This window comes from Kitasatospora sp. NEAU-CNBT7 (assembly GCF_057220535.1).
Window position 1 is genome coordinate 47,984 of sequence record NZ_JBXQQB010000029.1, and the last position, 13,587, is coordinate 61,570.

11 protein-coding genes are annotated in these 13,587 nt (G+C 74.6%); 7 read left to right on the forward strand and 4 right to left on the reverse strand.

Annotation, left to right across the window (positions count from 1 at the left end; translation table 11 throughout):
- Positions 1–196 precede the first annotated feature (196 nt).
- Positions 197–1,690 (forward strand): cytosine permease, encoded by a 1,494-nt coding sequence (locus AC2TEW_RS29630; RefSeq protein ID WP_484626422.1) that lies wholly within the window; start codon positions 197–199, stop codon positions 1,688–1,690.
- Positions 1,691–1,779: 89 nt separating this feature from the next.
- On the opposite strand, the gene AC2TEW_RS29635 is transcribed toward AC2TEW_RS29630, so the two are convergent.
- Both AC2TEW_RS29635 and AC2TEW_RS29640 read right to left on the reverse strand, forming a co-directional pair.
- Complete coding sequence (locus tag AC2TEW_RS29635; RefSeq protein WP_484626423.1) at positions 1,780–2,730, reverse strand: M56 family metallopeptidase; 951 nt, start codon at positions 2,728–2,730, stop codon at positions 1,780–1,782.
- A gap of 3 nt (positions 2,731–2,733) precedes the next feature.
- A complete protein-coding gene (locus AC2TEW_RS29640) occupies positions 2,734–3,102 on the reverse strand; it encodes a BlaI/MecI/CopY family transcriptional regulator (RefSeq protein ID WP_484626475.1) in 369 nt (122 codons plus the stop codon).
- A 404-nt stretch (positions 3,103–3,506) separates the two neighbouring features.
- On the opposite strand from AC2TEW_RS29640, the gene AC2TEW_RS29645 reads away from it, so the two are divergent.
- The 3 genes from AC2TEW_RS29645 (at position 3,507) to AC2TEW_RS29655 (ending at position 6,444) form a co-directional block, all read left to right on the forward strand.
- Positions 3,507–4,955, forward strand: a complete 1,449-nt coding sequence (locus tag AC2TEW_RS29645) for an LCP family protein (RefSeq protein ID WP_484626424.1) — start codon at positions 3,507–3,509, stop codon at positions 4,953–4,955.
- Between the two features lie 151 nt (positions 4,956–5,106).
- On the forward strand, positions 5,107–5,682 hold the full coding sequence (locus AC2TEW_RS29650) for a TerD family protein (protein WP_033822131.1): 576 nt from the start codon (positions 5,107–5,109) through the stop codon (positions 5,680–5,682).
- A 303-nt stretch (positions 5,683–5,985) separates the two neighbouring features.
- Positions 5,986–6,444, forward strand: coding sequence for a DinB family protein (locus tag AC2TEW_RS29655; protein WP_484626425.1), 459 nt, complete (start codon positions 5,986–5,988; stop codon positions 6,442–6,444).
- A 71-nt stretch (positions 6,445–6,515) separates the two neighbouring features.
- Here the strand turns inward: AC2TEW_RS29655 and ligA are convergent, their stop codons facing one another.
- Both ligA and AC2TEW_RS29665 read right to left on the reverse strand, forming a co-directional pair.
- Entirely contained in the window at positions 6,516–8,579 is a 2,064-nt protein-coding gene (gene ligA / locus AC2TEW_RS29660) for an NAD-dependent DNA ligase LigA (RefSeq protein ID WP_484626476.1), read from the reverse strand.
- A 213-nt stretch (positions 8,580–8,792) separates the two neighbouring features.
- The gene (locus AC2TEW_RS29665) at positions 8,793–9,515 is read right to left on the reverse strand and encodes a TetR/AcrR family transcriptional regulator (protein ID WP_484626426.1); all 723 of its coding nucleotides are present in this window, start codon (positions 9,513–9,515) and stop codon (positions 8,793–8,795) included.
- Positions 9,516–9,765: 250 nt separating this feature from the next.
- On the opposite strand from AC2TEW_RS29665, the gene AC2TEW_RS29670 reads away from it, so the two are divergent.
- The 3 genes from AC2TEW_RS29670 to AC2TEW_RS29680 all read left to right on the forward strand — a co-directional run bounded on the left by AC2TEW_RS29670 (position 9,766) and on the right by AC2TEW_RS29680 (position 13,493).
- Complete coding sequence (locus AC2TEW_RS29670) at positions 9,766–11,214, forward strand: APC family permease (protein ID WP_484626477.1); 1,449 nt, start codon at positions 9,766–9,768, stop codon at positions 11,212–11,214.
- A gap of 77 nt (positions 11,215–11,291) precedes the next feature.
- Entirely contained in the window at positions 11,292–12,932 is a 1,641-nt protein-coding gene (locus tag AC2TEW_RS29675; protein WP_484626427.1) for an amidohydrolase, read from the forward strand.
- 156 nt (positions 12,933–13,088) lie between these two features.
- A complete protein-coding gene (locus AC2TEW_RS29680) occupies positions 13,089–13,493 on the forward strand; it encodes a VOC family protein (RefSeq protein WP_484626428.1) in 405 nt (134 codons plus the stop codon).
- Positions 13,494–13,587 lie beyond the last annotated feature (94 nt).

Here is a 13,587-nt window from a genome sequence, read left to right on the forward strand (position 1 = left end):
CGCGGGGCCTGGCATCCACCGCCGCAGCTGGTGCGACCGCACAGTCGTTCGTGGGGAATCCGTCCGCCGGTGTGGAGGATCGCCCGTTGTGTCCGACTGCTCCGGAAACCGAGCATGAACGGACGGTGCGGCCCGGTCCGCCCCGGAACCAGCCGGCGGCTCTCCCCGTTCCGCCGCACGGAACACCTGGAAGACGATGCCGCAGCCCCACGACCCGTCCGCCGCCACCGGCCACGCCCTGATCGAGCAGCACGGCGTCGACACCATCCCGGAGGCGGAGCGCACCAGCACCCCGCGCGACGTGCTCACCATCCTGATCGGCTCCAACCTCGCCTTCGGCGTCGTCGTCTTCGGCTGGCTACCGGTCTCCTTCGGCCTCTCCTTCTGGGCCGCCACCAGCTCGGTGGTGGTCGGCACCGTGCTCGGCATCGCCCTGACCGCGCCCCTGGCCCTGGTCTCGCTGCGCACCGCGACCAACCTCTCCACCAGCTCCGGGGCGCACTTCGGCGTCCGCGGGCGGCTGATCGGCTCGGTCGTCGGCCTGCTGCTGTCGCTCGGGTACACCGCACTGTCGCTGTGGGTCGGCGGCGACGTGGTGGTCGGCGCGCTCAACCGGCTGCTCGGCCTGCCCGCCCACGGCCCCGCGTACGTCGCGACCTACACCGTGCTGGCCGCCCTCAGCGCGACCGCCGCGGTCTTCGGCTACCGGCTGCTGCTGTGGCTGGAGAAGGTGCTGATGTGGGCGATGGGCGCGCTGCTGCTGGCCGGGCTGCTCGCGTTCGCGCCGCAGTTCGACGCCTCGGCGCACGGCTCGTACCTGCTCGGCGGCTTCTGGCCGACCTGGCTGCTGTCGGTGGTGGCGGCGGGGCTGAGCGGCCCGATCGCGTTCATCACGCTGCTCGGCGACTACACCCGGTACGTCTCGCCCGCCCGGCACAGCGGCCGCAAGGTGCTGCGCTCCACCGTGCTCGGCCTGTTCGCGGGACTGCTGATCCCGCAGCTGTTCGGCACCTTCACGGCCATCGCCACCGGCGGCGGCCAGGACTACGTGGGCGGGCTGATCGCCGGTGCGCCGCTCTGGTTCCTGGTGCCGCTGCTGCTCAACGGCCTGCTCGGCAGCGCCGGGAACACCGGCCTGATGCTGTACAGCATGGGGCTGGACCTGGACGCCATCCTGCCGCGCGCCACCCGCCTGCAGGCCACCTACGTGGTGGCCGGGCTCGGGACGGTCCTGGTCTTCCTCGGGCACTTCGTGTGGAACGCGCAGTCCGCCGTCACCTCGTTCGTGCTGGTGCTGACGGCGATCGGCGCACCCTGGGCGGTGATCACCCTGATCGGCCACGTGCGCTGCCGCGGCGACTACGACCGGCAGTCGCTGCAGGTCTACAACCGGGGCACCCGCGGCGGCATCTACTGGTACCGCGCGGGCTGGAACGTCCCGGCCACGGTGGCCTGGGCGGCCGGCAGCGCGGTCGGCCTGTGCGGCGTCGACACGCCCGTCTACCACGGCTTCCTGCTCCCGCTGACCGGCGGGATCGACGTCAGCTTCCTGCTCTCCGGTGCGGTGGCGGCGCTGCTGTACACGGGACTCTCCCGGCGGCAGCGCGGCCTGGCCGGCCCGGCGGGCCCGGCCGGACGGCAGTCGGCGGCGGCCGGTACGGCCCGCGCCGGGGTCGGGCCGCGTACCTGAACCGGCCGCGTACCTGAGCGGTCTGCGTGCCCGGCCGGGCCGTGCGGGGTGGGCACGGGGTGGCTTCGCGCGGGGACGGCGGCCCGTGGTCAGAGCGGGGTGGCGGCCTTGAGCAGGAGGAGCAGGGCGATGGCCGCGTTGAGCGAGGACGCGGCGGAGGCGGCGGTGCCGGCGGCGGCGACCATGGTGGCGAGGCCGGCCCGGCTGTGGGCCGGGGGCCAGCCGCTGCTGTACGGGCCCGGCGCGAGCAGGGCGGCCACCCGGCGGGGCACCGGGCCGGGCGCGGCGAACGCGGCCAGGCCGCCCGCGACCGTGCCGGGAACCGGCGGCGGGACGGAGATGAGCGCCGCGCGGGCGACGGCCCGGGCGGTCAGCCGCCGGTCGCCGACGGAGTGCGCGGCCTCCTCGTCGGCCCACCGCTCGGTGCTGTAGGCGACGGCCTGCCGCAGCGGCCGCAGACACGGGTTGACGCAGGCCGCGAGCTGGGTGGCCAGCAGGTAGCGGTGGTGATGGTGGGTCAGGTGGGCCCGTTCGTGCGCCAGCAGGACGGTCTGCTCGTCCGGGGCGAGACCGGCCAGCATGCCGGTCGACACCGCGATCCGGCCGGGTGTGCCGGGCAGCGCGTACGCGTACGGGCGCTCGTCCGGCAGGACGGCTACCTCGGGCCCGGTGACGCCCGCCACCCCGAGCGCCTGCCGGCTGCGGGCCCGGACCCGCCGGTGCCGGCGCAGGGTGCGGGCGCAGGCGGCGAGCACCACCAGCAGCGCGACGATCGCCGAGCTGCCGATGGTCCGGTGGAACGGGACGGCGTTGCGCACCTCCGGGTCGGACCAGCTGTCCGGCAGCGGGTTGCCGGTGAGGTGGGCGGTGCCGACCACGAAGAGCAGGCACAGGCTGATCGCGCAGCTGGCCGCCATCACCACGGCGATCACCGTGAGCAGCCGGGCCGCCGTGCGCGGGTGCAGGTGCTGCTCGGCCAGCCGGGCGACGGGCAGGGCGGTGAGCGGCAGCACGAGCGGGAGGAAGACGAACACGCCCACGGCTCAGGCCTCGGATCCGTCCGCCGCGCTGTCGAGCAGGGCCCGCAGCAGTTCCTCGTCCTGCGGGAGCAGTGCGCTGACGAAGCTGGCGAGCACGGCGTCCCGGTCGGCGTGGGTGTCGAGCATCCGGCGCATCCGCAGCGCGGCGAGGCCGGCCGCGTCGGAGGCCGCCAGCCAGTGGTACGAGCGGCCGGTGCGGCTGCGCGACACGGCGTTCTTGCCGTGCAGGCGGGACAGGATGGTCATCACCGTGGTGTAGGCGAGGTCGCCGTCCAGCCGCTGCTGGACCCAGCCCGCGGTGACCGGCCCGGTGGCGGTCCGCAGGACCGCGAGCACCTGGGCCTCCAGCTCGCCCTGGGCGCGTCGGCGCACCCGGGGGAAGGCGGCCGCCGCGGTGCTCGCGGTGGCCGCCTGGTGGTCCGTCGTGGTGTCGCGCACGTCGGCGGCTCCCTCCGGTTCGGTGGCTCCGGACTGCCGGGGCGCTTCGTCGTCATCCTACTGAGCCGTCGTACCGGGCCGGCACGGCCGGGGGCAGGGGTGGGCCGGGTTCCCGGGGGACGCGGGGTTCCCGGGGTGGTTCCGGCGGTGCGGCGGTGGGGCGGGGATGGGCGCGCGAACTGACGGAAGGTCGGTGAATTGTCCGGTTTGGGCGCTATGCTCGACGGGTCGCCGCCCGGTCCGCGGTCGCCGTCGGCGGCCCGGGCCCCCACGGCGGCTGACGGTCCGTCCGCCGGGTGGCCGCCGGAGCTGTCCGGCGTGGTGAAGGGGGTACACGGGTGGTCGAGCGGCGCAGCCGCCGGAAGCCGGTGCTCTGGGGCATGGCGGGCCTGCTCTCGCTGGTCCTGCTGGCCGGGGTGGTGGTGTACCACCGGCTCAACGGCAATCTGCGGATCTTCGACGGGGACGCGCTGAGCCGCGACCGCCCGGCCGCCGCCGGCCCGGACGCGCAGGGGCGCACCCCGGTCAACGTGCTGCTGATCGGCTCCGACTCCCGCGACGGCGCCAACCGCGACCTCGGCGGCGGGGTGGAGAGCGGCGCCCGCTCGGACACCACCATCCTGCTGCACGTGTACGCCGACCACCGGCACGCCGTCGGGGTGTCGATCCCGCGCGACTCGCTGGTGGACATCCCGCCGTGCATGCTGCCGGACGGCAAGTGGACCCGGCAGCAGACCGGCGCGACCTTCAACAGCGCGTTCGAGGTCGGCGGCGGCGCGGACGGCAACCCGGCGTGCTCGCAGAACACCGTGGAGAAGCTGACCGGCCTGCGGGTCGACCACACCATCGTGGTCAACTTCTCCGGGTTCGCCTCGATGACCAGCGCGGTCGGCGGCGTGGAGGTCTGCGTGCCGAAGCCGGTCTACGAGGGCGACCTCAACCCGAACCTCGGCCGGCCCGGCCGGCTGCTGTTCCCGCAGGGCAAGCAGCGGGTCCAGGGCCAGGCGGCGCTGGACTACGTACGGCTGCGGCACGGTATCGGCGACGGGTCCGACATCGGCCGCACCAAGCGGCAGCAGGCCTTCCTCGGGTCGCTGCTGCGGCAGATCAAGGGGGTCGGGATGAACCCGGCCACCCTGCTGCCGCTCGCGGACGCCGCCACCGGCTCGCTGGTGGTCGACCCCGGACTCGGTTCGGCGGTCAAGCTGCTGGATTTCGCGCTCTCGCTGCGGGACATCGAACTCGCCGACGCCCGCTTCCTCACCGTGCCCTGGCGCTACCAGGGGTCCCGGGTGGCGCTGGTCCAGCCGGACGCCACCCAGCTGTGGGCGGCGCTGCGGGCCGAACGGCCGCTGGACGGCTCCGACGCCGACGCCTCGGCCTCGCCGGGCGCCGCGGCACAGCGCGGCATCGAGGTCGAGGTCCGCGACGGCAGCGGCACCGCGGGCCTGGCCGCCCGCGCCACCGAGCAGCTGACGCTGAACGGCTTCACGCTCGCCGCCCGGGCCGCCGTCGCCACGCCGGCCCGCCGGACCACCGCGGTCCGGTACGGGCCGGGGCAGGAGTCGGCGGCCCGGGAGGTGGCCGGACTGTTCCCCGGCGCGGGGCTGGAGCCGTCCGCGGAGCCGGGCGTGGTGCTTCTGCTGGGACGCGAGTCGGGGACCGCGACGGCGGGCCCGAGCGGTGCGTCGCCCGGCGTAGGGGCGGCCGGGCGGCTGCCGGCCTCGCTGACCGCGGGCGGCCGGTCCGCCGCCGACGACCCCTGCACCGACCTGTCGTACGGCTGATGCCCCGGGGTGTACGGACCGCTGACGGCGGACCAGGGGACGGGTCGGCCGGGCCGATTCACGCGCGATCTACAGTGCTGTAGATTCGGAGCAGCGCGAGATGCAGGGAGCCGGGCACGCGCGGACCGGCGCGGGGAAGCAGGAGGACACCATGGGAGTCACGCTCGCCAAGGGCGGAAACGTCTCGCTGACCAAGGAGGCCCCCGGGCTCACCGCGGTCATCGTCGGACTGGGCTGGGACGTGCGGGGCACCACCGGCGCCGACTTCGACCTCGACGCCAGCGCGCTGCTGTGCAACGAGAGCGGCCGGGTGCTCGGCGACCAGCACTTCGTCTTCTACAACAACCTGCGCAGCCCCGACGGTTCGGTCGAGCACAGCGGCGACAACCTCACCGGTGGCGGCGACGGCGACGACGAGCAGATCAAGGTCGACCTGTCGGCGGTGCCCGCCCAGGTCGTCAAGGTCGTCTTTCCGGTCTCCATCTACGACGCCGAGGCCCGGCGGCAGAGCTTCGGCCAGGTGCGCAACGCCTTCATCCGGGTGGTCAACCAGGCGGACGGCAGCGAGGTCGCCCGCTACGACCTGACCGAGGACGCCTCCACCGAGACCGCCATGGTCTTCGGTGAGCTCTACCGCTACGGCAACGAGTGGAAGTTCCGCGCCATCGGCCAGGGTTACGCCTCCGGCCTGCGCGGCATCGCCCTCGACTACGGCGTCAACGTCTGACCCGGCCCCCGTCCGGCCCCGGGGCCGCGACCGCGTACCGCGCGGCCGCGACCCCGGGGCCGTCCGCACACCCGGGGTCGTCCGCATACCCGCCGGGGCCCTCTGGTAGAACTCGGGACCGTCGGGACACGGGGTCCACCGGCGGCCGGCCCGGCCGTCACGGCCGAAGGGGGAGCAGCGACAGTGACCACGGATACTGCGGGGAGCACGGGGAGCACGGGGAGCACGGGGAGCACGGGGAGCACGGGGACCGGGGGGACCACCGAACGGATCGGGCCGCCCCTGGTCGGGGGTGAACGCGAGATGCTGCGCGCGTTCCTCGACTACCACCGCGCCACCCTCGCGATGAAGTGTGACGGCCTGTCGGACGAGGAGCTGCGCCGGCAGTCGATGCCGCCCTCCACGCTCTCCCTGCTCGGCCTGGTGCGGCACCTGGCCGAGGTGGAACGGACCTGGTTCCGCCGGGTGGTGGCCGGCGAGTCCGTCCCGCTGGTGTACTCCGACCAGGACGACTACCAGGTGGCGTACGACGCGAGCGGTGCCACCCGTTCGGAGGCGTTCGCGGCCTGGGAGGCGGAGGTGGCGCACTCCCGCCGGATCGAGCGGGAGGCCGAGTCGCTGGACGTCACCGGCCACAACGCCAGGTGGGGCGAGGACGTGTCGCTGCGGCTGGTGATGCTGCATCTGATCCACGAGTACGCACGCCACAACGGCCACGCCGACCTGCTGCGGGAGGGCATCGACGGGACCGTCGGCGCCTGACCCGTCCGGCCCCGCCGCCCGCGCCCGGCCAGCCCCGCCGCCGGGGCCCGCCGGGCCGGCCGGCGGCCCGGTCAGGCCAGCAGCTCGCCCACCAGCTCCGCGAACTCCTCCGGCGTCACCACCCGCACCCCGAGCTCCTCGGCCTTGGCCCGCTTCGAGCCGGCCTTGTCCCCGGCGACCAGCAGGGTGGTGCGCTTGGAGACGCTGGAGGACGCCTTGCCGCCGGCCCGCTCGATCAGCTCGTTGGTCTCGGTGCGCGACAGGGCGGCGAGCGGCCCGGTCATGGTGCCGGTGACCACCACGGCCTGCCCGGCGAGCGGGCCCGGCGGCACGTCCTCGGCACCGGACCCGGAGGCCGCGGACGCCCCGGGGACCGCCGTGGGCGCGGTCGGAGCGGTGACGGCGGTGCCCACGCCGAGCGCCGCCAGCCGGTCCAGGACACCGGCCAGTTCGGCGAGTTCGGCCACCACCACGGCGGCCTTCTCCGGGCCGATGCCGTCCACCCCGGCGAGTGCCTCGGCGTCGGCGGCCCGGATCGCGGCCATGCTGCCGAAGTGCGCGGCGATCCGGCGGGACATCGACCGGCCGGTGCCGCGGACCCCGAGCGCGCAGAACACCCGGTGCAGCGGCTGCTCCTTGGCTGCGGCGAGGGCGGCGATCAGGTTGTCGGCGCTGGTGTCGCCCATCCGCTCCAGGGTCAGCAACTGCTCCCTGGTCAGCGTGAACAGGTCGGCGAGGTCGGTGACCAGGCCCGCGTCGACCAGCTGAACGGCCCGGGTGCCGCCGAGGCCCTCGATGTCGAGCTGGTCGCGCCCGGCCGCGTAGCGGATCGAGGCGACGGCCTGGCAGCCGCGCCCGCGTACGCAGCGCCAGCGCTGCTGGGAGGTGTCGATCGCGTCTCCGCAGCGCGGGCAGGCCGTCGGGAAGACGATCTCGCGCTCCGCGCCGGTGCGCTGCTCGGTCAGCGGCGCCTCGACCCGCGGGATGACGTCGCCCGCGCGGTGCACGAAGACCTGATCGCCGATCAGCAGGCCGCGGCGGGTGATGTCGGCGGGGTTGTGCAAGGTGGCGTAGGTGATCGTGACGCCGTCCACCTCGACCGGCTCCAGGACGGCCCGGGGGGCGATCACGCCGGTCCGGCCGACGTTCCACTCCACCTCCAGCAGCCGGGTCACCTTGTGCACGGCGGGCAGTTTGTAGGCGACCGCCCAGCGCGGCGCCCGCGAGCCGGAGCCGGCCTGCTCCTGGTCCGCGGCCGCGTCCGCCTTGATCACGATCCCGTCGATCCCGAACGGGAGCGCCGCCCGCAGCGCGCCGATCTCGGCGATCCGCTGCTGGACCTGCGCCACGTCGGTGCAGTGGCGCGGGCCCGCCGCGGTGGCCGCGGCGGTGTTGGCGCCGAGCGCGGCGATCCGCTCCAGCAGCTCGCTGTGGGCGAGTTCGGGCAGACCGAGGGCGTCGTAGGCGAAGAAGGTGAGCTCGACCCGGTAGGCGCGGTCCTTGGCCCGCAGGGTGCCGGCCGCGCCGTTGCGCGGGTTGGCGAACGGGGTGGCGCCGTGCGCCAGCCGGACCGCGTTGGCCTGCTCGAACTGGCTCTGCGTCAGCAGCACCTCGCCGCGCAGCTCGACGTCGACCGGCTCGCCGAGCTCGGCCGGCAGCCCGAGCACCGCGCCGGTGGCGTGCGAGATGTCCTCGCCGGCCAGGCCGTCGCCACGGGTGACCAACCGGACCAGCCGGCCCGCCCGGTAGCGGGCCGCCACCGCCAGGCCGTCCAGCTTGGGCTCCACGCACCAGCCCGCGACCGGCCGGCCGAGCCGGCGCTCCAGCCCGGCGGCCCACAGATCGAGCTCCTCGGCCGAGAAGACGTTGTCCAGGCTCAGCATGGGCACGCTGTGCGGGACGTCGCCGCCGGCCGCGCCGCCGGCCACCTTGCCGGTCGGGGAGTCCGGCAGCACCTGGTCGGGGTGGGCCAGCTCGTACGCGGTGATCGAGCGCAGCAGCGCGTCGTACTCGTCGTCGCCCAGCGATGTGGAGCCGTCGGCGTAGTAGGCCGCGGCCGCCCGGACGGCGGTGGCGACGGCATCGGCGTAGGCGGTGGGGGAGGCCGGAACGGCTGCGTGCTTCATGTCGAACATCATCTCGACCGGCACTGACACTTCCCGACCGGGAACGATCACTTGCGGGGTGCGGCGCGGGTCGGGTCACGGGTGTGCCTGGTGGGCGGGGTCGGGGGAGCGGGTTTGGGGCGGGAACGATGACCTGGGGGGCGGTGCGAGTCGGTCGCGGGCGTGCCGCCAGGGCAGGGGGCGGGAGTTGGGGTGGGAGCGGTCAGTGGCCGGGGGCGGGGCTCAGGCCGGGGCGGGCGGGGCCTGCAGCGCCGCCAGGCGGGCGGCCGCCGCCGAGAGCAGCAGCTCCAGCGCCAGCGGGTACCCGCTGCGCCGCATGTCGGTGACCAGCAGCCGGGCGGTGGCCGCGATGTTGGGGTGGGTCTCGGCGGGCAGTCTGGCGTAGTGCCGCTGCCAGACCGCCAGGTCGGCCGCGCGGGCGGGGGCGGGCAGCGCGTCGGCGGCCGCGTCCAGGGCGGCGAACGCCAGGCCCTGGTCGACGAAGGCGTGGTAGATCGCGACCGCCTCCGGGTCCGGGAACCCGGCGCCGCGCAGCACCCCGAGGATGGTCTCCACCGCGCGGGCCTCGTTCTGCCGCCCGGTGGTCCGGTACGCGGCCAGCAGGGCGGCCTGCGGATGCGCCTGGTACGCCGCGTGGATCCGCAGGCCGATGGTGCGCAGGTCGTCGACCCAGTCGCCGGTCGAGCGCCAGTCGTGCTGGGCGCGGGCGATCAGCTCGTCCGCGATGGCGAGCAGCAGGTCGTCGGTGTTGTGGAAGTACCGGTAGATCGCGCTGGGGTCGGCGCCGAGCGCGGCGCCGAGCCGGCGGACGGTGAGCGCCTCGGCGCCGTGCTGGGCGAGCAGCCGCAGCGCGGTCGAGATGATCACTTCCGCCGACAGGACGGTGCCCTGCTTGGTCGGCCGCCGTCGGCGGCGCTCGGGTTCGGGGACCACGCGCTCGTTCATCCGGCTGTGCTCCTGCGGTCGTCGGCCGGGCGGAGGGCCCGGCCCGCTGGCGGCACCTTATGACAACGCCATTGACCTGAAAAGGCCCCCGGGAGTTTCATGACCAGCCACCGGGGCCCGACGCGGCCCCCACGGTCGAGGCGGTGGTCCGTTGGCAGCAATGGCGAAGGACGAGGCGAGAGCCCGGGGCAACGGCGACGGGGCGGGCGGGCCCGGCGCGGGGAGCGGCGGCACGGCGCCGCACACCACGATGCGCAGGACGATCGGCGTGGTGGACGGCGTGGCCATCGCGGCCTCCAGTACCGCCGCCACCTCGAGCATCGGCATCGGTCTGGGACTGACGGCGTCGGTGGTCGGACTGCACCTGCCGGCCATCATGCTGCTGGCCTTCCTGCCGGTGCTGGGCATCGCCGGCGCGTACGGCCGGCTCAACCTGGTCGAGCCCAACGCGGGCAACTCGTACACCTGGGTGGGCCGCACGCTCAACCCCTGGCTGGGCTTCCTGACCGGCTGGGTGAACACCGTGGGCACCATCGTGTTCATGGCCTACACCACGGCGGTCACCGGCTCGGCGCTGATCCAGCTGGCCGGCGAGGCGGGCCTGCACCGGCTGTTCGGGCTGGACCTGGACCCGGACTCCACCCGGCAGACCACCGTGATCGGCCTGGTGGTGCTGGTGGCCGCGACCGTGGTCGCGGTGCGCGGGCTGCAGTTGGCCGCCCGGCTGCAGAAGTACCTGCTGGTCTTCGAGTACCTGGTGCTGCTCGGCTTCTGCGGCTACGGCCTGTTCGCCGGGTCGCAGCCGTTCTCGCTCGACTGGTACAACCCGTTCGCCATCCCCTCGATGGGGGCGCTGGCCCAGGGCATGGTGCTGGCGGTGTTCTGCTACTGGGGCTTCGAGGCGGTGTTCAGCGTCGGCGAGGAGGTCCGCGAGCCGAAGGACGCCTCCCGGGGCGGCATGATCGCCCTGGTCACCATGCTGGCGCTGTTCCTGCTGGCCGGTACCGCCTTCCAACGCGTGCTGCCGCTCGACGAGTTGGCCGACAACGGCGCCCAGGGCCTGACCTACTTCGGCAACAAGCTCGCCCACCAGCCGCTGGCCGCACTGCCGTTGATCGCGCTGACCTTCTCCGCGGTCGCCTCCCTGCAGGCCAACGTCATCCCGACCGCCCGCGGCACCTACGCGATGGGCCGCGACGGCACCCTCGGCGCCGTCTGGACCAGGATCCACCCCCGCTACGCCACCCCGGTCACCGGCACCGTGCTGATCACCGCCATCGCCTCCGCCGTCGCCCTGGTCTCACTGGTCATCCCGACCGTCACCGATCTGATCGACGCCGCCGTCAACGCCATCGGCATCGTCGTCGCCCTCTACTACGCGCTCACCGCCGTCGCCGCCGCCGTGCGCTTCCGCCACCTGCTGCGCGGCAACCCCTGGGTGGCGCTGCGGGCGGTGGTCGGCCCGCTGCTCGGCGCCGCCGTCCTGCTCGCCGTCGGCGGCTACCTGGCCTGGAGCTTCTACGACTCCGCCGACCACTTCGAACTCAGCGCCGACAACGGCTGGTTCCAGCTGCTGGTGCCGGTACTGATGATCGTCAGCGGTCTGCCGGTCGCCGCCTGGGCCCGCTGGGGCCGCCGTTCGGAGTTTTTCCGGTCCGGCGCCGGGACCGACGGCGACGCGCCCGGCACCATGCAGTAGTACCCGCCCACCTGCCCACCCGCCCGACCACCTGCCCGGCCACCCGCCGACCTGTCCTCCGACCCGCTGGAGCCCCCATGACCCCCCAAGCCGACCTGGTCCTGACCGGCGGCCCGGTCTTCACCGCCGACGCCGCCCGCACCAGGGCCACCGCCCTCGCCGTCACCGGCGAGCGGATCACCGCCGTCGGCCACGACGAGGTGCGCGAGCTGATCGGCCCGCGCACCGAAGTGGTCGACCTGGAAGGCCGGATGGTGGTGCCCGGCTTCCAGGACGCCCACCTGCACGCCGTCTACGGCGGCACCGAGCTCGGCGAGTGCGACCTGTCCGGCACCGTCGGCACCGAGGAGTACCTGCGGCGGATCCGGGCGTTCGCCGAGGCCCACCCGGAGCGCCCCTGGATCACCGGCAGCGGCTGGTCGATGGAGAGCTTCGCCGGCGGCACCCCCACCCGGCAGCTGCTCGACTCGGTGGTCCCCGACCGCCCGGTCTACCTGCTCAACCGCGACCACCACGGTGCCTGGGCCAACAGCCGCGCCCTGGAACTGGCCGGCCTCACCCGGGACACCCCCGACCCGGCCGACGGCCGGATCGAACGGGAGGCCGACGGCACCCCGTCCGGGATGCTCCAGGAGGGCGCCACCGGCCTGGTCGCCCGCCTGGTGCCGCCGACCACCGCGGCCGACCGGCTGGCCGGGCTGCTGCGGGCCCAGGAACTGCTCCACTCGCTCGGCATCACCGGCTGGCAGGACGCGCTGCTCGGGGTCTTCAACGGCCAGCCCGACCCCACCGACGCCTACCTGGCCGCGGCCGGCGCCGGCACCCTGACGGCCAGGGTCACCGGCGCCCTGTGGTGGCAGCGCGAACGCGGCGCCGAGCAGATCCCCGAGCTGGTCGCCCGCCGGGCCGGGAACACCCTCGGCCGGTTCAGCACCCCGGCCGTGAAGATCATGCAGGACGGCATCGCGGAGAACTTCACCGCCGCGATGACCGCCCCCTACCTGGACGGCTGCGGCTGCGCCACCGCCAACTCCGGCCTGAGCTTCGTCGATCCGGTGGCGCTGCGCTCGTACGTCACCGAGCTGGACGCGCTCGACTTCCAGGTGCACTTCCACGCGCTCGGCGACCGCGCGGTGCGCGAGGCGCTGGACGCCGTCGAGGCCGCCCGCAAGGCCAACGGGCGGCGCGCCACCCGGCACCACCTGGCCCACCTCCAGGTGGTCCACCCGCAGGACGTACCGCGCTTCGCGGCGCTCGGCGCGATCGCCAACATCCAGCCGCTGTGGGCCGCGCACGAGCCGCAGATGGACGAGCTGACCATCCCGTTCCTCGGGCCGGAGCGGGCGGGATGGCAGTACCCGTTCGGCGACCTGCTGCGCTCCGGTGCCACCCTGGCGGCCGGCAGCGACTGGCCGGTCAGCAGCCCCGACCCGATCGCGGGCATCCACGTCGCGGTGAACCGGGCGGAGCCCGGCGCCACCGACAGCCGGGTCTTCCTGCCCGAGCAGCGGCTCGACCTGGCCACCGCGCTGGCCGCGTACACGGCCGGGTCGGCGCACGTGAACGGCCAGGACGAGGCCGGCACGCTGCAGGCCGGCCGGCTGGCCGACCTGGTGCTGCTGGACCGGGACCCGTTCGCGGGCCCGGCCGAGGAGATCGCCGCCACCCGCGTCCTGCGGACCTGGGTCGGCGGACGGCTGGTGCACCGCGCGGACTGACCGAGGTCCGGCCCCCGGGGCCGGCCGGGTGTCCCGGGTCCGGCGCGGCGGCGTCGGGCCCGGGATCTGTCGTACCCCGGTGCGATGCTGAGTGACTGTCAGAGGAGCCGCCCGAGACCGCGGCCCCGCACCCTTCGCCTGCCCGGGAGTGCCCCCGTGTCCACCAAGATCTTCGTCAACCTGCCGGTCAAGGACCTGGAGAAGTCGAAGGCCTTCTTCACCGCGCTCGGCTACGCGTTCAACTCGCAGTTCACCGATGACAGGGCCGGCTGCCTGGTGCTCGGCGAGGACAGCTTCGTGATGCTGCTGAGCGAGCCGTTCTTCGCCACCTTCACCAAGAAGTCCGTCGCGGACACGGCGTCCTCCGCCGAGGTCATCCTGGCACTCGGCGTGGAGAGCCGGGCGCGGGTCGACGAGCTGGCCGACGCGGCGCTGGCGGCCGGCGGCGCGCCGTCCAACGAGCCCAGCGACCAGGGCTTCATGTACAGCCGCAGCTTCCAGGACCTGGACGGCCACCTCTGGGAGGTCATCTGGATGGACCCGGCGAACGTCCAGGGCTGATCCCGCCGGGCTTGCGGGCCGGCTTTCCGGGCGCCCCCGGTCGTTCCCCGGCCGCTTCCCCGACCGCGGGTGGTGTTAGGTTAGCCTCGCCTAA

Bases quoted from the DNA above. Each gene is read 5' to 3' on its own strand.
- AC2TEW_RS29670 (WP_484626477.1), top strand. From the start codon at position 9,766: ATGCGCAGGACGATCGGCGTGGTGGACGGCGTGGCCATCGCGGCCTCC.
- AC2TEW_RS29675 (WP_484626427.1), top strand. From the start codon at position 11,292: ATGACCCCCCAAGCCGACCTGGTCCTGACCGGCGGCCCGGTCTTCACC.
- AC2TEW_RS29665 (WP_484626426.1), bottom strand. From the start codon at position 9,515: ATGAACGAGCGCGTGGTCCCCGAACCCGAGCGCCGCCGACGGCGGCCG.
- AC2TEW_RS29630 (WP_484626422.1), top strand. From the start codon at position 197: ATGCCGCAGCCCCACGACCCGTCCGCCGCCACCGGCCACGCCCTGATC.
- AC2TEW_RS29655 (WP_484626425.1), top strand. From the start codon at position 5,986: ATGCTGCGCGCGTTCCTCGACTACCACCGCGCCACCCTCGCGATGAAG.
- ligA (WP_484626476.1), bottom strand. From the start codon at position 8,579: ATGTTCGACATGAAGCACGCAGCCGTTCCGGCCTCCCCCACCGCCTAC.
- AC2TEW_RS29650 (WP_033822131.1), top strand. From the start codon at position 5,107: ATGGGAGTCACGCTCGCCAAGGGCGGAAACGTCTCGCTGACCAAGGAG.